Origin of the sequence: Hyphomicrobium sp. DMF-1, from assembly GCF_027886585.1 — a bacterium.
Taxonomy (GTDB): Bacteria; Pseudomonadota; Alphaproteobacteria; order Rhizobiales; family Hyphomicrobiaceae; genus Hyphomicrobium_C; species Hyphomicrobium_C zavarzinii.
Map to the genome: position 1 here is coordinate 100,891 of NZ_CP115706.1, position 17,065 is coordinate 117,955.

Annotated in this window: 21 protein-coding genes; 10 read left to right on the top strand and 11 right to left on the bottom strand. The window is 64.8% G+C overall.

The window, feature by feature from the left end; translation table 11 throughout:
• Positions 1-9: 9 nt before the first annotated feature.
• Together mutM and PE058_RS00355 are read left to right on the top strand one after the other, a co-directional pair.
• The gene (mutM, locus tag PE058_RS00350) at positions 10-897 is read left to right on the top strand and encodes a bifunctional DNA-formamidopyrimidine glycosylase/DNA-(apurinic or apyrimidinic site) lyase (protein WP_271029576.1); all 888 of its coding nucleotides are present in this window, start codon (positions 10-12) and stop codon (positions 895-897) included.
• Between the two features lie 18 nt (positions 898-915).
• The gene (locus PE058_RS00355; RefSeq protein ID WP_271029577.1) at positions 916-1,689 is read left to right on the top strand and encodes an enoyl-CoA hydratase; all 774 of its coding nucleotides are present in this window, start codon (positions 916-918) and stop codon (positions 1,687-1,689) included.
• Here PE058_RS00355 and PE058_RS00360 read toward each other — a convergent pair.
• The 4 genes from PE058_RS00360 to PE058_RS00375 form a co-directional block, all read right to left on the bottom strand.
• Entirely contained in the window at positions 1,676-2,317 is a 642-nt protein-coding gene (locus PE058_RS00360; protein WP_020085536.1) for a hypothetical protein, read from the bottom strand. The genes PE058_RS00355 and PE058_RS00360 overlap by 14 nt on opposite strands.
• Positions 2,318-2,330: 13 nt before the next feature.
• Positions 2,331-2,924: a hypothetical protein gene (locus PE058_RS00365; protein WP_020085537.1), complete on the bottom strand. Its 594-nt coding sequence runs from the start codon at positions 2,922-2,924 to the stop codon at positions 2,331-2,333.
• 117 nt (positions 2,925-3,041) lie between these two features.
• Complete coding sequence (gene argF / locus PE058_RS00370) at positions 3,042-3,977, bottom strand: ornithine carbamoyltransferase (RefSeq protein ID WP_020085538.1); 936 nt, start codon at positions 3,975-3,977, stop codon at positions 3,042-3,044.
• Positions 3,978-4,009: 32 nt separating this feature from the next.
• Positions 4,010-5,179: an aspartate aminotransferase family protein gene (locus tag PE058_RS00375; protein ID WP_271030640.1), complete on the bottom strand. Its 1,170-nt coding sequence runs from the start codon at positions 5,177-5,179 to the stop codon at positions 4,010-4,012.
• Positions 5,180-5,874: 695 nt separating this feature from the next.
• Between PE058_RS00375 and PE058_RS00380 the strand changes: the two genes are divergently transcribed.
• Positions 5,875-6,441, top strand: a complete 567-nt coding sequence (locus tag PE058_RS00380) for a GcrA family cell cycle regulator (RefSeq protein WP_020085541.1) — start codon at positions 5,875-5,877, stop codon at positions 6,439-6,441.
• Between the two features lie 103 nt (positions 6,442-6,544).
• On the opposite strand, the gene PE058_RS00385 is transcribed toward PE058_RS00380, so the two are convergent.
• On the bottom strand, positions 6,545-7,042 hold the full coding sequence (locus PE058_RS00385; protein ID WP_020085542.1) for a DUF2244 domain-containing protein: 498 nt from the start codon (positions 7,040-7,042) through the stop codon (positions 6,545-6,547).
• Positions 7,043-7,081: 39 nt separating this feature from the next.
• On the opposite strand from PE058_RS00385, the gene nth reads away from it, so the two are divergent.
• Positions 7,082-7,804, top strand: coding sequence for an endonuclease III (gene nth, locus PE058_RS00390; protein WP_020085543.1), 723 nt, complete (start codon positions 7,082-7,084; stop codon positions 7,802-7,804).
• Between the two features lie 156 nt (positions 7,805-7,960).
• Entirely contained in the window at positions 7,961-9,775 is a 1,815-nt protein-coding gene (locus tag PE058_RS00395; protein ID WP_271029578.1) for a putative bifunctional diguanylate cyclase/phosphodiesterase, read from the top strand.
• A 3-nt stretch (positions 9,776-9,778) separates the two neighbouring features.
• Here PE058_RS00395 and hisF read toward each other — a convergent pair whose 3' ends face one another.
• Both hisF and hisA read right to left on the bottom strand, forming a co-directional pair.
• On the bottom strand, positions 9,779-10,552 hold the full coding sequence (gene hisF, locus PE058_RS00400) for an imidazole glycerol phosphate synthase subunit HisF (RefSeq protein ID WP_271029579.1): 774 nt from the start codon (positions 10,550-10,552) through the stop codon (positions 9,779-9,781).
• Between the two features lie 5 nt (positions 10,553-10,557).
• Complete coding sequence (hisA, locus tag PE058_RS00405; protein WP_020085546.1) at positions 10,558-11,289, bottom strand: 1-(5-phosphoribosyl)-5-[(5-phosphoribosylamino)methylideneamino]imidazole-4-carboxamide isomerase; 732 nt, start codon at positions 11,287-11,289, stop codon at positions 10,558-10,560.
• Between the two features lie 133 nt (positions 11,290-11,422).
• On the opposite strand from hisA, the gene PE058_RS00410 reads away from it, so the two are divergent.
• Together PE058_RS00410 and PE058_RS00415 are read left to right on the top strand one after the other, a co-directional pair.
• Positions 11,423-11,731: a hypothetical protein gene (locus tag PE058_RS00410; protein WP_271029580.1), complete on the top strand. Its 309-nt coding sequence runs from the start codon at positions 11,423-11,425 to the stop codon at positions 11,729-11,731.
• A 255-nt stretch (positions 11,732-11,986) separates the two neighbouring features.
• Positions 11,987-12,346 (top strand): hypothetical protein, encoded by a 360-nt coding sequence (locus tag PE058_RS00415; protein ID WP_020085548.1) that lies wholly within the window; start codon positions 11,987-11,989, stop codon positions 12,344-12,346.
• A gap of 132 nt (positions 12,347-12,478) precedes the next feature.
• Here the strand turns inward: PE058_RS00415 and pyrE are convergent, their stop codons facing one another.
• From pyrE to hisB, 4 genes are all read right to left on the bottom strand, one after another.
• Positions 12,479-13,036 carry an orotate phosphoribosyltransferase gene (gene pyrE / locus PE058_RS00420; RefSeq protein WP_271029581.1) on the bottom strand — a complete coding sequence of 186 codons (558 nt, stop codon included), beginning with the start codon at positions 13,034-13,036 and terminating at the stop codon, positions 12,479-12,481.
• Positions 13,037-13,141: 105 nt separating this feature from the next.
• A complete protein-coding gene (gene hisH / locus PE058_RS00425; RefSeq protein ID WP_271029582.1) occupies positions 13,142-13,795 on the bottom strand; it encodes an imidazole glycerol phosphate synthase subunit HisH in 654 nt (217 codons plus the stop codon).
• Between the two features lie 2 nt (positions 13,796-13,797).
• Positions 13,798-14,346 (bottom strand): DUF2628 domain-containing protein, encoded by a 549-nt coding sequence (locus PE058_RS00430; RefSeq protein WP_020085551.1) that lies wholly within the window; start codon positions 14,344-14,346, stop codon positions 13,798-13,800.
• Complete coding sequence (gene hisB, locus PE058_RS00435) at positions 14,346-14,939, bottom strand: imidazoleglycerol-phosphate dehydratase HisB (RefSeq protein WP_020085552.1); 594 nt, start codon at positions 14,937-14,939, stop codon at positions 14,346-14,348. The genes PE058_RS00430 and hisB overlap by 1 nt, the downstream gene beginning before the upstream one ends.
• A 142-nt stretch (positions 14,940-15,081) precedes the next feature.
• Between hisB and hslV the strand changes: the two genes are divergently transcribed.
• Genes hslV through PE058_RS00450 form a run of 3 tightly spaced genes read left to right on the top strand, consistent with a single transcriptional unit; the run spans position 15,082 to position 17,064 of the window.
• Entirely contained in the window at positions 15,082-15,651 is a 570-nt protein-coding gene (gene hslV, locus PE058_RS00440) for an ATP-dependent protease subunit HslV (RefSeq protein ID WP_020085553.1), read from the top strand.
• Positions 15,648-16,697, top strand: a complete 1,050-nt coding sequence (locus PE058_RS00445) for a hypothetical protein (RefSeq protein WP_271029583.1) — start codon at positions 15,648-15,650, stop codon at positions 16,695-16,697. The genes hslV and PE058_RS00445 overlap by 4 nt, the downstream gene beginning before the upstream one ends.
• A 49-nt stretch (positions 16,698-16,746) precedes the next feature.
• Positions 16,747-17,064, top strand: coding sequence for a DMT family transporter (locus PE058_RS00450; RefSeq protein ID WP_020085555.1), 318 nt, complete (start codon positions 16,747-16,749; stop codon positions 17,062-17,064).
• Position 17,065: the final 1 nt, after the last annotated feature.

Consider the following 17,065-nt stretch of genomic DNA (forward strand, 5'->3'; position numbering starts at 1 on the left):
GGGGCTGACATGCCTGAGCTGCCAGAGGTCGAGACGGTCCGCTTGGGATTGGAGCCGGTGCTCGTGGGCGGCACGTTCTCGAGTGTCACGACCAATCGCGCCGATCTGCGGTTTCCCTTTCCTCCGAATTTCAGCCGCCGCCTCCGCGGCGCGCGGGTCACGGAGCTCGAGCGGCGCGCGAAATATCTGATCGCCCATCTCTCGACGGGCGAGGCGCTCGTCATGCACCTCGGCATGACGGGACGCTTTCACGTCCATCGCGCGGGGGCGGCACGGGCGCAGCTTCTCGGCGAGTACGAAAACTCGGTCCCGGCCGACGACAAGCATTTGCACGCCCTGTTCGAGATGGCGGGGGGAGCCAAGGTCGCCTACTTCGATCCGCGCCGGTTCGGCTACATGCTGCTGATCCCCGAGACCGAGCTTCCCGACCACGCACTGATGCGGGGCCTTGGCGTCGAGCCGCTGACGGAGGCGCTCAATGCGGCTTACCTGGCGAACCGAGCGGCGGGACGGAAAAGCGATCTCAAGGCTTTTCTCCTAGATCAGAGGATCGTAGCGGGGCTCGGCAACATCTACGTGTGCGAAGCGCTGTTCCGAGCCGGGCTCAAACCCAGCCGCCGCGCCTCGATCCTCGCGGGACGTGGCGGACGGCCGAGCGAGCACGCGGTGCGGCTGGTGGCGGAGATCAAGGCCGTTCTCGCCGAAGCGGTGGCGGCAGGAGGCTCGACGTTGCGCGACTATCGTCATGCGGATGGCGCAAGCGGGAGCTTCCAGAGCGCCTTTCAAGTTTACGGGCGCGAGGGTGAGCCTTGCGTGAGGCCGGGGTGCCGGGGCACTGTGCAACGCAGCATCCAAGGCGGGCGGTCGAGCTTCTACTGTCCGGTATGTCAGCGCTGAACGCGGGAGAGGTGCATCATGGCCTATGAGACGATCCTGGTGGAAACTCGGGGGCGTGTGGGCCTCATCACCCTCAACCGTCCCCAGCAGTTAAACGCGCTCAACGACCAGCTCATCGGCGAGCTCAATCTGGCGCTCGATGGTTTCGAGGCGGACGAGACGGTCGGCGCGATCGTGGTCACCGGATCGGAGAAGGCGTTTGCCGCTGGTGCCGACATCAAGGAGATGCAGTCCAAGACCTACATCGAGGCCTACAAGTCGGATTTCATCGCGAGCTGGGAGCGCATCACGCGCTGCCGCAAGCCCGTGATCGCGGCGGTCGCGGGCTTCGCGCTCGGCGGCGGGTGCGAGCTTGCCATGAGTTGCGACCTGATCATCGCCGCCGACACCGCCAAGTTCGGCCAGCCCGAGATCAAGCTCGGCATCATGCCGGGCGCGGGCGGCTCGCAGCGTCTGATCCGCGCGGTGGGGAAGGCGAAGGCCATGGAGATGTGCCTCACGGGCCGGATGATGGACGCGGCCGAAGCCGAGCGGTCCGGGCTCGTCGCGCGGATCGTTCCGGCGCAGGATCTGCTGGCGGACGCGCTGAAGACGGCCGAGACGATCGCATCGAACTCGCTTCCGGCGGTGATGATGACCAAGGATTGCGTCAACCGCGCTTACGAGATGACGCTACAGGAAGGCATCCGCTACGAGCGGCGCACGTTCCACGCTCTGTTCGCGACGCATGATCAGAAGGAAGGAATGACCGCGTTCATCGAGAAGCGGCGCGCGCAATTCAAGAACGAGTAACGCGCGTCTGCGTGACCGCCGACATCACGCAAAGCGCGACGATGGCGAAGCCGCCCCAGAGGAACACCTCGTTGGCGGCCCAATCGCCCTTGGCGGTGTCGAGCTTGCCTCCACCGATCAGGTAGACGAGGCCGCCGGCCGCCGCCGAACCGTGGATCAGGGTGAGGATGAGGGGCGGAACCGGTAGGTTTCTGATACGGCCCAAGCGGTAGCCGTAGATGCCGAGGCAGGCGGCAAAAAGCACAGCGCCCGATCCATACTGGAACGCGTGGCGCCAGGTTACGTCGGACAGCGAGTAGACGGCGAACAGCGCGGAGGCGCCCCAGGCGTAGACCAGCGCAGCCAGCCAGACGTTGCAGCGGAGCGCTTCCTTGATGCTGGCAAAAGCATCCTTCGGAGCGGAGAGCTTGGCAGTGCGCGACCAGAGCGGCGCATTGATGCCAAGGCCCGTGCCCACAACCAGCGCGACCAGCAGACCGGCCGCGATCGCAGGCAGGAACTTGTCACCGCGCCCGGCGCCGAGCACCATCATCGTCGTGCTCAACGCAGACGCCAGCAACAGCCACGGAAGCAGTGGCCGAAGAGAGATTCCCGGAGCGTAAGGCCCGCCGTGCTGATCGATGCTCATGCGAGCATCTTAACTATGGGGAATTCTTCTTAGCGTCAATCAACGCGTGGGCAGAAATGACCGCCAAGGCCAAGGCACCAAACAGAAAAATGCCGTTGCCAGCCCAATCCGCGTCGCCGGTGTGGAGAAATTCCTTGTCGGGATCGATGGCGAGCCCGGTCAGGGTCACGATCATGCCCGCCAACTGGCCGATGCCGAGATAGCGCCCGAGGCGCAGGAGCGTCGCGTCGTCATGTCCGCGGGCGGCATCCTTCGCGAGGAGCGCCGAGAAGCCGAGGCAGAGCACGCCGGCTCCGGCGAAGGCCGCGGAGAAATGCGGCCATTCACGCCAGGAGAGCACGAGCACGTAGACGAGAACGAGCGCGGCGGCGCCCCACAGCCAGACGAGGCCCATGTAACGGGCCGTCACGCTCTCGATCCTGCTCGGCGCGGCGGCGGAGCGAACGAGCCCGCGGCGCTCACTGATGGCGGCGAGGGCGAGCAGCAGCGTTGGGAAAGCGGCGGAGGCGAGCAATCCGAGCGGCTCTCCGGCCACCGCGGAGAAATAGACGCCAGCGAGCCCGAGACCCAAGACCAGCGCCCAGCCGATGATGGAAAAAGCGGTCATTTCAGCATGTTCCTCCCGTTCCCCAGCGCACACGGTTGCTCTTACAGCACCTTTTGCGGGGTCTGGGAAGGCAGCCCAATTCCTTACGGCGCAGCGATCGCGGGACGTGCCTTGGCGTCAGACGGCGCCGAGGCTCCAGGCGAGAATGGCCTTCTGGGCGTGCAGGCGGTTCTCGGCCTCGTCGAACACCACCGACTGCGGGCCTTCGAGCACGCTCTCCGTGACCTCGTTGCCGCGATAGGCAGGAAGGCAATGCATGAAGATGGCGCCCTTGTTGGCCTTGGCCATCAGCGCATCGTCGACCGCGTAGGGCTTCAGGAGCTGCTTTCTGCGCGCGCCATCGGTCTGACCCATGGAGACCCAGGTGTCGGTCACGATGCAATCGACACCACGCACGGCCTTCACCGGATCCGTCATGATGGTGACGTCGGCCTTCTCGCGGCGGACCCAATCGACCACGTCGTCGGTGGGGCGCAGGGCCTCGGGGCAGGCCACGCGAAGCTCGAAGCCGAAGCGGGCGGCGGCATGCATCCACGAGACGGCGACGTTGTTGCCGTCTCCGACCCAGGCGACGGAGCGGCCCTTGATGGGTCCCACCCGCTCCTCGAAGGTCATCACATCCGCCATGATCTGGCAGGGGTGAGACTTGTCGGTGAGGCCGTTGATCACGGGGACGGTGGCGTACTTCGCGAGATCCAGCAGCGTCTGGTGCGAGTTGGCGCGGATCATGATGGCGTCCGCGTAGCGCGACAGCACGCGCGCGGTATCGGAGATGCTCTCGCCGCGGCCAAGCTGGAGGTCGCCCTGGTTGAGCATGATGGTCTGGCCGCCGAGCTGGCGCATGGCCACATCGAACGACACGCGCGTGCGGGTGGACGGCTTCTCGAAGATGAGGACCAGAACGTCGTCCTCGATGCCCTTGGGGCGCAGCTTCGCAGGCACCCGCTTGCCCGCCGCTTTCATGGCATGGGCGGCATCGATGATGCGCCGGAGCGTCTTCGTATCGATCTCGTCGAGATCCAGGAAATGTCGAATAGCGGGTGCTTTGGCCATGGCGCTTCGGCCGGCTCCAGATCCGGGGTTGGCTATCGGGTTTGAGATTTCGAGACGTGCGTGAGCGCGCGCGACAGGCGTTCGATGCCTTCGCCGATCTCCTGCTCGTCGACCGTGAGCGGCGGGAGCAAGCGCACGACGTTGTCGCCCGCGCCGACAACGAGCAGCTTCTCGGAGAGCGCCGCCGCCACCACATCCGGGGGCGCGGCGTTGACCTTGATGCCGGCGAGGAGACCTTGCCCGCGCACCTCGGTGACGAGCGAGGGGAACTGGTCCTGAATGCGGGCGAGGCTCTGGCGCAGGCGCAGCGCTTTCTGCTGCACACCTTCGAGGAAACCCGGCTCGAGCACGACGTCGAGAACCGCGCTGCCGACCGCCGTTGCCAGCGGATTGCCGCCGAACGTCGAGCCGTGCGTGCCGGCCGTCAGGCCCGATGCGGCGCGCTCCGTCGCGAGCACGGCGCCGAGCGGGAAGCCGCCGCCGATGCCCTTCGCAATTGCCATGATGTCCGGAGTGATGCCGGACCATTCGTATGAGAAGAGCTTGCCCGAGCGGCCGACGCCGGTCTGCACCTCATCGAAAACGAGGAGGATGCCGGCCTCGTCGCAGAGCGCGCGCAGGCCGCGCAGATAGTCGGCCGCGCCAACATGCACGCCGCCTTCGCCCTGCACGGGCTCGATCATGACGGCCGCCGTCTCCGGGCCAATGGCCTGGCGGACAGCTTCGAGATCCCCGAACGGCACATGGTCGAAACCGGGGGCCTCGGGACCGAAGCCTTCGAGATATTTCGGGTTTCCGGCGGCGGCGAGCGTGGCCAGGGTGCGGCCATGGAAGGCGCCCTGAGCCGTTATGATGCGCCAGCGCTCCGGATTCCCGGCCACATAATGATAGCGGCGCGCAGCCTTGATGGCCCCTTCGCACGCCTCGGCGCCCGAGTTGCAGAAAAAGACCTTATCCGCGAACGTGACCTCCACCAGCCGCCCGGCGAGCTTTTCCTGGCCGGCGACGCGGTAGAGATTGGATGTATGCCAAAGCTGGCCCGCCTGCTCGGTAAGCGCGGCGACGAGGCGCGGATGCGCGTGTCCCAGGGCATTAACGGCAACGCCCGAGCCGAAATCCAGATAGCGCTCGCCGGCCTCTGTCTCCAGCCACGAACCCTCACCGCGAGCGAACACGATATTCTGGCGCGCGTACGTGCTCATGACCGCAGGCGACGGGCCCTTCGAAGCGCCCGTGTTTGCCGAGGTCGAGGCTGTGAGGGGTTTGGACATCTCGCCCATTCCGCTCCCCCAAAATGACGAAAGCCGCCCTCCCGGCGGCCACGCGAAGGAGGCGTGATACGCGCAAGGGGCCCGCCTGTCAACGAAAGCAATTGCAGATGCTCTGCGAGAACGGCGTGCAGCCAAATCTGCCACCCGACTACAACGCCCCGGTGGCGACGCTGGCCTAGACGAAGCGAGAAGGAGGGGTTGCAGCGGGAATTAATTACGGGGAAAGCCGCGCCAGTGCCGAGCTTTCGGGGTCCCGCGACTCAATCTGTGGCGAACGCGCCACTCGTCCCCTGTCAATGCCCGATGTTCATGCAGCGTCTGCTTGTACAAGAAAATCAAGTTATTGTAGGTTAACAGGGTCCAGACACGACATGTCGCGTTGTAGTGCGGCTGTCCCCGAGTCCCCCGTCTGGCGTGCGTTCGGACCTTGTATCTGCGCGGCCCTCGCCCCGCTGGTCCGCTCTAGTTCCTGCGTCATCATCAGTTCGCGTTGCGAGCAGTCGTGGTTCTGCTCACGTTTGGCGTGTGTTCAACGCTATCCGTGGCCAGTTTCCGCCCCTTTGCTTGCGCGCCTGCCTGTCTGGGTTCTTGGCCCGGAAGGCGCATGCTTTGAGGAGCACCGATTAATGGCCTGGAACGATGAACGGGTTGAGCTCTTGAAGAAGCTCTGGTCCGAAGGGCTCTCCGCAAGCCAAATCGCCGGACGCCTCGGCGGTGTGACACGCAATGCCGTGATCGGCAAGGTTCATCGGCTCGGACTTTCGGGGCGCGCGACCACCTCGCGCATGAAATCGCATCGTCCGCGCGCCCGCGCCGCGGCCGCCGCCACCGCCCGCCGGATGCAGCAGAAGACCCGCTTCGCGCCCCAGGGCAACCCCGCGCTCCGCGCGCTCTATCAGCCGGAGGCCGAGCCGTTCACTCCGTCCGTCGAGGAGCTCGTCATTCCGCTCAAGGAGCGCCGCACGATCCAGACGCTCACCGAATGCAGCTGCCGCTGGCCGATCGGCGATCCGCAGTCCGCCGACTTCCACTTCTGCGGCAAGAACAAGGTGACCGGCCTGCCCTATTGCGAATTCCACGCCCGCCGCGCGTTCCAGCCGCCGCAGCCGCGCCGCCGCGAGCGCGAGATCTCCGAGCCGCGCATTCCCGCGCTGGCGCGCGCCGGTTCCGACAAGGAGTCGGCCGACGTCTGATCCGACGAAGGGGACAGAGGGCTTATCAGTTTTTGCGGGGGGAAGAGGTCGGGCGCGCCGGGGGGTGCGTCCGACCTTTACTTTTGGGCTCTCTGCCGAGACGTCAGACAGGCGTGCCGACGCGCGCGGCATCCAGCGCGCTGCGCAGGGCCTCCGCGAAATCGCGACGCTCGTCATCGTTCAGCAGACGGCCGAACTCCAGCTCGCGGCCATGGGAGACGAGTTTCAAATTGTTTCCGCCATCGGGGCGCTCGGTAAACAGCACGCGGACCCAATACGGGTTGAACTCGAAGCTCTTGCTTTTTCCCGACGCCGAAATCTGCGTGAGCTTGAGTGCGTGGGGCGTCAGCTCCACCAGCTCGTAGGCGCGCGCGGCCCGGTAGTTGAGCTTGAACGCGATATAGACCAGAAGAACGTCGAGCCCAAAGAAGCCCATGACGGGCCAAGCCCCCAGCAGCAGGAAAACCAGCCCGGTCACGAAGCTTACGGCCCCGATGCCGATCATGAGGATCAGGAACCCTTTTGGTCCCAGCGAGCGATGGGGGTGGAGAATGGCGCGAAACAGGCTCGCGTCGGATGTTGCGGGCACACTATCATTCATCCGATCAGACTATCCCCAGGTTCGATGTTGTCAAAGCGCATGTCCTCCAGAAAACGTATCGCGCCCTCTCCCGGTTCACCGGCGAAGCCGTCCTCCCCTTCAAAAAAAAGCAGCGGCCGGGGCAAGCTGACGTCCGCCGAGATTGCAGAGATTTTCCGGCGTTTTGCGGCTGCAAACCCTGAGCCCAAGGGGGAGCTCGAACACACGAACCCGTTCACGCTGCTGGTTGCGGTGGTGCTTTCCGCGCAAGCCACTGACGCGGGCGTGAACAAAGCCACGCGCGCCCTGTTCCAGAAGGCGGATACGCCCGAGAAGATGCTGGCCCTCGGCGAGGACGCCGTGCGCGACCACGTGAAGTCCATCGGGCTCTTCCGGGCGAAGGCCAAGAACATCATTCTTCTCAGCGAAAAGCTGATCCGGGAGTATGGCGGCTCGGTGCCCATGGACAGGGATGCGCTGGAGACGCTTCCGGGCGTGGGACGCAAGACCGCCAACGTGGTAATGAACGTCGCTTTCGGCGCGCCGACGATGGCGGTCGATACACACGTGCTCCGGATCTCGAACCGCATCGGCCTTTCCAACGGGAAGACGCCGCTTCAGGTGGAAGCAGATCTCCTGGCCAAGATTCCGCCCGAGTACGGCGTTCCGGCTCATCACTGGCTGATCCTGCATGGGCGCTATGTGTGCAAGGCGCGCAAGCCCGAGTGCCCCCGCTGCCTCATCAACGACATCTGCAGATACCCGGACAAGACGCCGGGCTGACCCGCACCGTTAAGGCCTCGTCAACCACGACCGCGAAAGCGCCGGCGCGCGGGTAAACCGATTAAGACCGCGCTTACGCCTGTCACCTACAATTTTCGGAAATTGCAGCTGGCTTTTTTTACATCACGTTTTTTGTTGCCGGAGTGTGTGCTCGCTATGGCTCGCCCAAACGAAACGAACCCGCAGGACGCCAATGTCGCGCACGACGCAGGCGTGGCCGCCGACACCTTGCGGTTGATCGAGCACACGAAAAAGCTCAGCCAGCTCAACTCCCGCTTCGAGGTCGCGCTCAACAACATGGCGCGCGGTCTTTCGATGTTCGATGCCGATCGCCGGCTCATTGTCTGCAATGGGCTCTATCGCGAAATCTACGATCTGCCCGAGGAGCTCACCGTTCCAGGGACGCCGTTCTCCAAGATCGTCGCCTATCACTCGGCCAAGGAGGGATCGGCGAACTCAGTCGACGACCTCAAGCGCCAGCAACTCTGGATCGAACAGCACGCGACCGAGCTCCGGCACGGCAAGGTGTTCACCCACACGCAGAATCTCAAGAACGGCCGCATTATCCTCGTCACCAACCAGCCGCTCGAGGATGGCGGGTGGGTCGACATCCAGGAGGACGTGACCGAGAAGACGCTGGCGCAGGAGCGGATCGCCTGGCTCGCGCGGCATTGTCCGCTGACGGAGATCGCGAACCGGTTCCATTTCCGCGAGATGCTCGATGAAGAGATCCAGAGGCTGAAGCCGAACGGCAGCCTCGCCGTTCATCTGATCGATCTCGACTACTTCAAGCAGGTGAACGACACGCTTGGCCACGCGGCGGGCGACGCGGTGCTCAAGGCGGTGGCCAAGCGGCTCCGCACTACCGTGCGCGACAACGACCTCGTCGGGCGCCTCGGAGGCGATGAGTTCGCCATTATTCAAACCGACATCAGCGGACCCGAGCAGGCGGCGAGCCTGGCTCTTCGTCTCGTCAGCGTTCTCAATGCGCCCTACCGGGTGCTGGGGGCGAACGCCGGCCTAGGGGCCAGCATCGGCGTCGCGATATGTCCGGACCACGGAGCCGACCCCGATACCCTGCTCCGCCGTGCCGACATGGCGCTCTATCGCGTGAAAACGTGCGGCCGTGGAAGCTCTTACATCTACCATCCGGAAGACGAGCAGCTCGTCAACGAGCGCATCGAGCTTCAGGCGGATCTCGCCGAGGCGCTGAAGAAGCAGCAGCTTTCCCTCCACTATCAACCGATCGTGGATGTCGAAGCGGGAACCGTAACCGGATGCGAGGCGCTGATGCGCTGGCAGCATCCCAAGCTCGGCATGGTGCCGCCCTCGACCTTCATTCCCATCGCGGAAAGATCGGGCCTCATCCTCGCCATGGGTGAATGGGCCCTGCATCAGGCGTGCCGCGATGCAGCCGGCTGGGCTCCCAGCATTCGCGTGGCGGTCAACATCTCGGCCGTGCAGTTCGATCACGGCGATCCGGCCGCGGTCGTCGAGGAGGCGCTTGCCGCATCCGGCCTCGCGGCCGACAGACTCGAGGTGGAGATTACCGAATCCACGCTGCTGCGTTGCGAGACCAAGACGCTTCAGAATCTCGAACGCCTGCGCGCACGCGGCGTGCGCCTCGTGCTCGACGACTTCGGCACCGGCTTCGCCTCGCTCAGCTACCTGCGCAATTTCTCGTTCGACAAGATCAAGATCGATCGATCGTTCGTCGCGGACATGGCGGAGCGGCGCGATTGCATGGCAATCGTGGGCGCCGTCACGGGGCTTGCGAAGACGCTCGGCATCGGCCCCGTCGCCGAGGGGATCGAAGACATCGAGCAGCTCACTGGCGTCTCGATTGCGGGCTGCCGGGAAATGCAGGGCTTCTATTTCAGCCGCCCCGTCCCCAGCGCCGACGTCGAGGACGCGGTGGCGCAGTGCCTGACGCGGATCTCCGAGGCATCCGGAAGGCCGAACGCCGGCTGATCCTCAGGTGCCACGCACGGCGATGCCGGCCTTGGCCATGTGCTTCTTGGCTTCCCCAATGGTGTAGGTGCCGAAGTGGAAGATCGAGGCGGCGAGAACCGCGCTCGCATGGCCCTCCTTGACCCCATCCACGAGGTGATCGAGCGTACCGACGCCGCCCGAGGCGATTACCGGCACGTGCACGGCATCCGAGATCGCCCGTGTCAGCGCGATGTCGAAACCCGCCTTGGTGCCGTCGCGATCCATGGAGGTGAGCAGGATCTCGCCCGCGCCTAGGCTCACGACCTCTTTCGCGTATTCGATCGCATCGAGGCCCGTGGGCTTGCGGCCGCCGTGGGTGAAGATCTCCCAGCGCGGGGGCTCACCTTCAGCGGAAACGCGCTTGGCGTCGATGGCCACGACGATGCATTGCGCACCGAACTTCTCGGAGGCCTCTTTCACGAACTGGCGGTTGGTGACGGCTGCGGTATTGATCGACACCTTGTCGGCACCGGCTTCGAGCAGCTTGCGGATGTCCTCGACCGTGCGCACGCCGCCTCCCACGGTGAGCGGCATGAAGCAGCGCTCGGCGGTGCGCTCCACCACGTCGAAGATCACGTCGCGGGCTTCGTGCGAGGCTGTGATGTCGAGAAAGCAAAGCTCGTCCGCGCCTGCCGCATCATAGGCGGCTGCGGCTTCCACCGGGTCTCCGGCATCGACAAGATCGACGAAGTTCACGCCTTTGACGACGCGTCCGTCCTTCACGTCCAAACAGGGGATGATGCGCGTCTTCAGCATGGGGATCAGCTCTTGGCGTTGAGGAGCGCGAGGGCTTCGGCGGGGTTCAGGCGGCCGTCGTAGAGGGCGCGGCCGGTGATAGCACCTTCGAGCATCCGGTATTCCGGCGTGAGGAGTGCTTTCACGTCGTCGATGGAGGCGAGGCCACCCGAGGCGATGACCGGAATGCTGGTCGCGCGTGCCAGCTCCGCTGTGGCGGGCAGATTCAAGCCCTTCAGCACGCCGTCGCGCTCGATGTCGGTATAGATGATGGCGGCGACGCCCGCGTCCTCGAAACGGCGGGCGAGATCGATCGCGGTCAATTCGGACGTTTCCGCCCAGCCTTCGACCGCCACCTTGCCGCCCTTGGCATCGATGCCGACGGCGACCTGGCCGGGAAAGCGTTTGCAGGCCTCGCGCACGAGCGCGGGATCGCGCACGGCGATGGTGCCCAGGATCACGCGGCGGATGCCGCGGGAGAGCCACTGCTCGATGGTAGCGAGGTCGCGGATGCCGCCGCCGAGCTGGGCCGGCATGGTGATCGCCTTCAGGATGGCATCCACTGCACCCGCATTCACGGGCTTTCCGGCGAAGGCGCCGTTGAGGTCCACGATATGGAGATACGTGAAGCCCTGCTTCTCGAACGAGAGGGCCTGATCGGCGGGATCGTCGTTGAAGACGGTGGCCTCGTTCATATCGCCGAGCTTCAGGCGAACGCACTTGCCGTCCTTGAGATCGATGGCGGGGAAAAGGATCACGTCGACTCCTCGCGCGGCGGAGAGCGTCCGCCGGCATTCTTGGGGGTGGCAGGGCCTGCCCGCCATCAGATTGCTTTGTTCGTGCCCGATGAATAGGTATTGCTTCGAAGCGTCAAGTGCGTGTCTCAAGATTATGTCACCAGCGCCCCATAGCCTGCTTTCGTCCCGCCGCTCGCGCCCGGCCCTGACCGAGGCCGACGCCGTCGACATCTGGATCGCCCGCTGGCTCAAAGTTCGCCGCCGCGATCTCATTCAGCGTTACGCCTGCGACCCGCGCCGCCTCTATGAGATCTGGCAGGAGGAACGCTTCGCCGGGAGCCGCGCGAAAGCTCTCGAGGTGTTCCTCGCGCGCTTTCCCTCGCTCGCCGACCGCATTGATCCCGGTGCCCATGTCCGCATTCCGAAAGAGCCCCATCCGGACCAGCTTCAGCTTTTCAACTGAGACGCAAGCCGTTAATATTTGCGTGCAGCAATATGCCGTATTGCCTTGATTTTTCTTATTTGTTTTGATTCCTCCGCGGTCCACGAGAAGCCCTGACGGCGCTTGCCTCGACAACCACCGCCACGGTTAGACCGTGTCTCTTCCCTCAAGAGAACAAAATTCGAACGGACTCTGGACGTGGTGAGCGACTCATGCCACGTTCTCTCTACGTTCTCACCGCGTCCACCTCACTCTTCTTTGCCCCCGGAGAGCCCCATGCGCACCTATCTCATCTCTTACGATCTCGCGAAGCCGCACCTCATCAAGCACGTCGTCGCTCAGGCCATCATGGCTGCCGGTCATAGCTGGGCGCGCCCGCTGGAGCAGACCTGGTACGTGCGCACGGAGGAGAGCGAGGAGGCGATCGAGGCCAAGCTGATGCGCATTCTCGATTCCGATGACGGGCTGCTCATCCAGCGCGTGAAGGATGAGGCGGTTCTGACCAACACCTCGGTTCGCTGGTTCAAGCAGCGCCATGCGGGCGTCGAGACCGGCGGCGATACCAACATCATCGCCTTCCCGCTGGCCAAGGCCGGCACGGACGAGCCCGAGCTGCCGTTCGCCGAGGCTTGCTGATCGCCTGGCGATCATTGCGATTTTCGAGTGGCCGGAGCGTTCCCCATCACCCCGCCCCGTCACTCTCAGAGGGAGGCTTTCGAGCCTCCCTTTTTTATTGGCCGAATGAGACGTGGGGCGTCGCGGCGACGGCTATGCCTTCAGGAACTCGCTGGCCTTGAACAGCGAGGCAAAGGGGATGCCCGCGTCCGCGTAGAGCTTCTCGGCGTTCTCCTCACGGTCGAGGATCGAGATGACGAGCACGATGGTGGCGCCGGCCGCGGTAAGTGCTTCGACCGCCTTCATGGCCGAGCCGCCGGTGGTCGTCACGTCCTCGACGATAACGACGCGCTTGCCTTTGACGTCCGAAAGCCCTTCCACCAGCTTCTTGGTGCCGTGGTCCTTCACGGTCTTGCGCACGAAGAAGCCGGGTAGGGGACGGCCCGCGCGGCGGCTCGCGATCGAGATCGGCGTGATGAGCGGCACGGCACCCATTTCGAGGCCGCCCACGATGTCGCCGTCGACAGACGCGATGCGTGCGTACAGCAGTTCAGCCAGAAGCTCCGCGCCCTCGGGATCGAACATCGAGGGCTTCATGTCGAAGTAGTGGTCACTCTCCTTGCCGGAGGCGAGCACGACACGGCCGCGCACGAACGATTTCGATTTGATGATGTCGAAGAGGCGGGCGCGAGCGTCGGCGGCGTTTGTCATGGTCGGGCAATCCGTGTTGGCTTCGGGTTGCTCATAAACGGCGCAGCGGGCCACGTCCATCCGGCGTTTTCCCCTCTGCCCCCGCTCACGGACGGGGAGACAGGTTCAGGGTGCCCACTTGAGGAAGTTGCCGATGAGGGAGAGGCCGAGGGTCTGGCTCTTCTCGGGGTGGAACTGGGTTCCGGCCACGTTGTCCTTGGCGATCAGCGCCGTGACCGGTCCGCCGTAGTCCGTCCGCGCCACCACGACCGCGGGATCGCGCGGGACGAAGTGGTAGGAGTGCACGAAATAGGCGTGGAACCCATCCGGCCCAGTGGGAATGCCGGCGAGCAGCGCGTGGGGCGCGGGAACGTCGAGCGTGTTCCAGCCCATGTGCGGAATCTTGAGCGCGGGGTCGTTGGGCTCTATGGCGCGCACCTCGCCTTCGATCCAGCCGAGCCCATCCGTCACCTCGAACTCGAGACCGCGCGAAGCCAGGAGCTGCATGCCGACGCAGATGCCGAGGAAGGGGCGCCCCTTCTCGTGCACGGTGCTCTCGAGCGCATCCCGCATTCCCGGAACCGCTTCGAGACCGCGTTTGCAGTCGGCGAAAGCGCCGACACCGGGCAGAACGACGCGATCGGCGGTCCGCACGTCGTCGGCCTTGGCGCTGACGATGATCTCGGCATTGGCGCCGGTTTCACGGGCGGCACGCTCGAAGGCCTTGGCCGCCGAGTGGAGATTTCCGGACCCGTAATCGATGATGACGACGCGCTGCATGATCAGGCTTTGGTGGCGTATCTGGTGCGGAGGGATTGAGAGAAGCCGCGCAGCGCGTTTTCCATGCGCGAGACGGTGTCGTGCCCGGGATCGGGATTGCCGGAAGAGCCAGGCGTTTCGACGGGGATGGAGGGCAGCCAGGCTTCGAAGAAGCGGCGCTCGGCTTCATCAGGTCCGCGGCCGCTCACGGTCGCGATTTCCTGCCAGCCCGCGCGGCCAAGCGACCAGCGCTTGATCTCGCTCGCCTCGAAGCCGGTGAGCACGTTCAGGATCAGGAACGTCCAGACGATCCAATCCGTCTTTGCGCCCGCGAGATTGAGGATGGCGATCGCGAGGATGGCGGCGCCCGCATAGGCGGCAAGGGCCAGCCATTCGCCGCGAACGATCAGGTAGACCGGCGAGAACAAGGCCGCGCGCCAGGAGAAGCCGTCTCTGACGAAGAGAAGGCGCTCGGCTCGCGCGAGCCTGGTGCCGCTTGCATGCGGCGGTTCATGCACCGTGAAGGCTGCCACGCCTGCTCCGCTGATCATACGCCACAGCGACCCGAGCATCAGGCCAGCATTCCTTTCGTAGAGGGAACCCGGCCCACCTGCCGCGGATCGAGCGCGACGGCCCCGCGGAGCGCGCGCGCCAGTCCCTTATAGCAGGTCTCGGCGATGTGGTGGTTGTTCTCGCCGTAGAGCGTTTCGATGTGGAGCGTGATGCCGGCATTCTGCGCAAATGCTTGAAACCACTCGCGGAAAAGCTCCGTGTCGAACTCGCCGATCTTGGGCTGGGAGAAGGCGACCTTCCAGATGAGGTAGGGCCGGCCGGACACGTCGACGGCGACGCGCGTCAGCGTCTCGTCCATCGGCAGATGCACGTCAGCGTAGCGCGTGATGCCCTGCTTGTCGCCGAGCGCCTTCGCGACAGCCTGCCCCAGCACGATGCCGACATCCTCTGTCGTGTGATGGAAATCGATGTGGAGGTCGCCCTTGGCTTCGAGCTTGATATCGATGAGCGCATGCCGGGCCAGCTGCTCCAGCATGTGGTCCAGGAAGCCGACACCGGTCGAGATATCGAACGCGCCGGTGCCGTCGAGATCGACCGTTGCGGTGATCTGCGTTTCCTTGGTCTTGCGAGCGATAGTGGCTTGCCGCTTCACGGGAATTCCTCGATCGGGAGCGCGTCTGCGGCTCCCCTTGTTGCCTTCAGGAACCCAAGCGTCTATCAGCTTCAGGGGTCCCGTTCCAGTGCTGCCCGCAGCGCTTTCGGGGCCTCATCCTTCATCCGTGGCGTCAGGTTCCATGTCTCAGACCCAGCTCAACTCCGCCGACAGCTCCTCCTGGCACGCGACCACCATCCTGACGGTTCGCAAGGGCGGCCGGGTGGTGATCGCCGGCGACGGTCAGGTAAGCCTCGGCGCGACCATCATCAAGGCCAATGCCCGCAAGGTGCGCCAGCTCGGTAAAGGCGGCGTTATTGCCGGATTTGCGGGTGCAACCGCCGATGCGTTCACCTTGTTCGAGCGGCTCGAAGCCAAGCTCGAGCAATATCCCGGGCAGCTCATGCGCGCGGCCGTGGAACTGGCCAAGGACTGGCGGACGGACCGCTTCCTGCGCAGGCTCGAAGCGATGATGATCGTCGCGGATCGCGACGTTACGCTGGTGCTGACCGGAACCGGCGACGTGCTGGAGCCCGAGCATCACGTCATGGGCATCGGATCGGGCGGCATGTACGCTCTCGCGGCGGCCCGCGCGCTGCTCGACCAGCCGCTCGATGCGGAGACCATCGCACGGCGCGCCATGGCGATCGCGGGCGAGATCTGCGTCTACACCAACTCGAACCTCGTGGTCGAAAGCCTGGATTCGAAATGATACGCGACGAGGATATTGAGGCTGCCGTCGCGCAAGGCATCATCGACGCTGCCCAGGCCCGAAGCCTTCGCGATCTTGCGCGGAGCCGCGCACAGCGGGCGCCAGAGCCCGCAGAGCCGGGCGCCGATCCCGACGACGAGAAATTCCGCCTGATCGGCGGCTTCAACGACGTCTTCGTCTCTATCGGCGTGCTGCTTCTGGTGGGCGCGCTGTTCGGGCTCGCGAGCCAGGTCGGATTTCCCGGCGGCTTCGCCATCGTGGCGCTGGTCGCTGCTTGGGGGCTTTCCGAATTCTTCTCGCGCCGGATGCGCCTCGCACTGCCTTCTATCGTTCTAGCCCTGATGTTTGCTGGCGCCGGGGCATTCGTCGGCGGCACGTTCGGCGGAGGATTGTTCGGCGGCGAGCCTTCGCTTCTGTTCTCCGGCATCGGCGCATCGCTCGCGGCAATCGTGCACGAGCGGCGGTTCGGCGTTCCGATCGATTGGGCGATCGCGGCCTCGGGCGTCGTCTGCACGCTCTCGGCCGCACTCTCGCTCGCGGCTCCAGACTGGACGCGCGACAACTATGGCCTCCTGGTCGCTGTGCTGGGGCTTCTCGTGTTCGCCATCGCCGTGCGCGTCGATGCGAGCGACCCCATGCGGCGCACGCGGCGCTCCGACATCGCCTTCTGGCTGCATATGCTCGCCGCTCCCATGATCGTGCACGCCGCCGTGCCGTTGATCGCCGGCGACATGGGCAACATCAACGGCGCGCAATCCTTGGCGGTCCTCGCCGTATTCGCGCTGCTCGGCATCGTCGCGCTCATCATCGACCGGCGCGCGCTCCTGATCTCGGGACTCGCTTATGCCGGTATCGCTATCGGTTATCTGGTGTCGCAAAACATCGCCGAGGACATGGGGCTTTCGCTCACGCTACTCGGCCTCGCAGTGCTCGTGCTCGGGCTGTCGGCGGGCTGGCGGTCGCTGCGGCGCACTCTGTTGCCGCTGCTGCCGCTCGGCCCTCTCGTCCAATACGTGCCACCGACCCATGTGACGGATGCGCGATGATCACCCTGTCCCCCTACCGGGGATCTGACGTCTCTTTCGGAGCTCACTCATGGGTTGGATCTACCTGATGCTCGCCGGTGCGTTCGAGATCGCATTCACGACGGCCATGCGCTTCACGGAAGGCTTCACCAAGCCGTTCGCCACCCTTCTCGTGCTCGCGCTCGCCGTGGTCAGCATCTTCTTCGTCACCAAAGCTTCGGAAAGCATCCCGCTCGGCACCGCCTATGCGGCATGGGGCGGGATCGGCGCGCTCGGCACGGTCGTTGTCGGCATTTTCTTTTTCAACGAGCCGGTGACGCTTTGGCGCATGGTTTTTCTATCTCTGCTCATCATGTCCATCATCGGGCTCAAGCTCGTCACCGATTAGG

What these genes read in the sequence shown, in the direction of transcription:
- mutM (WP_271029576.1), top strand. Translation starts at nt 10, where the DNA reads ATGCCTGAGCTGCCAGAGGTCGAGACGGTCCGCTTGGGATTGGAGCCG.
- PE058_RS00355 (WP_271029577.1), top strand. Translation starts at nt 916, where the DNA reads ATGGCCTATGAGACGATCCTGGTGGAAACTCGGGGGCGTGTGGGCCTC.
- PE058_RS00360 (WP_020085536.1), bottom strand. Translation starts at nt 2,317, where the DNA reads ATGAGCATCGATCAGCACGGCGGGCCTTACGCTCCGGGAATCTCTCTT.
- PE058_RS00365 (WP_020085537.1), bottom strand. Translation starts at nt 2,924, where the DNA reads ATGACCGCTTTTTCCATCATCGGCTGGGCGCTGGTCTTGGGTCTCGGG.
- argF (WP_020085538.1), bottom strand. Translation starts at nt 3,977, where the DNA reads ATGGCCAAAGCACCCGCTATTCGACATTTCCTGGATCTCGACGAGATC.
- PE058_RS00375 (WP_271030640.1), bottom strand. Translation starts at nt 5,179, where the DNA reads ATGAGCACGTACGCGCGCCAGAATATCGTGTTCGCTCGCGGTGAGGGT.
- PE058_RS00380 (WP_020085541.1), top strand. Translation starts at nt 5,875, where the DNA reads ATGGCCTGGAACGATGAACGGGTTGAGCTCTTGAAGAAGCTCTGGTCC.
- PE058_RS00385 (WP_020085542.1), bottom strand. Translation starts at nt 7,042, where the DNA reads ATGAATGATAGTGTGCCCGCAACATCCGACGCGAGCCTGTTTCGCGCC.
- nth (WP_020085543.1), top strand. Translation starts at nt 7,082, where the DNA reads ATGTCCTCCAGAAAACGTATCGCGCCCTCTCCCGGTTCACCGGCGAAG.
- PE058_RS00395 (WP_271029578.1), top strand. Translation starts at nt 7,961, where the DNA reads ATGGCTCGCCCAAACGAAACGAACCCGCAGGACGCCAATGTCGCGCAC.
- hisF (WP_271029579.1), bottom strand. Translation starts at nt 10,552, where the DNA reads ATGCTGAAGACGCGCATCATCCCCTGTTTGGACGTGAAGGACGGACGC.
- PE058_RS00410 (WP_271029580.1), top strand. Translation starts at nt 11,423, where the DNA reads ATGTCACCAGCGCCCCATAGCCTGCTTTCGTCCCGCCGCTCGCGCCCG.
- PE058_RS00415 (WP_020085548.1), top strand. Translation starts at nt 11,987, where the DNA reads ATGCGCACCTATCTCATCTCTTACGATCTCGCGAAGCCGCACCTCATC.
- pyrE (WP_271029581.1), bottom strand. Translation starts at nt 13,036, where the DNA reads ATGACAAACGCCGCCGACGCTCGCGCCCGCCTCTTCGACATCATCAAA.
- hisH (WP_271029582.1), bottom strand. Translation starts at nt 13,795, where the DNA reads ATGCAGCGCGTCGTCATCATCGATTACGGGTCCGGAAATCTCCACTCG.
- PE058_RS00430 (WP_020085551.1), bottom strand. Translation starts at nt 14,346, where the DNA reads ATGCTCGGGTCGCTGTGGCGTATGATCAGCGGAGCAGGCGTGGCAGCC.
- hslV (WP_020085553.1), top strand. Translation starts at nt 15,082, where the DNA reads ATGTCTCAGACCCAGCTCAACTCCGCCGACAGCTCCTCCTGGCACGCG.
- PE058_RS00445 (WP_271029583.1), top strand. Translation starts at nt 15,648, where the DNA reads ATGATACGCGACGAGGATATTGAGGCTGCCGTCGCGCAAGGCATCATC.
- PE058_RS00450 (WP_020085555.1), top strand. Translation starts at nt 16,747, where the DNA reads ATGGGTTGGATCTACCTGATGCTCGCCGGTGCGTTCGAGATCGCATTC.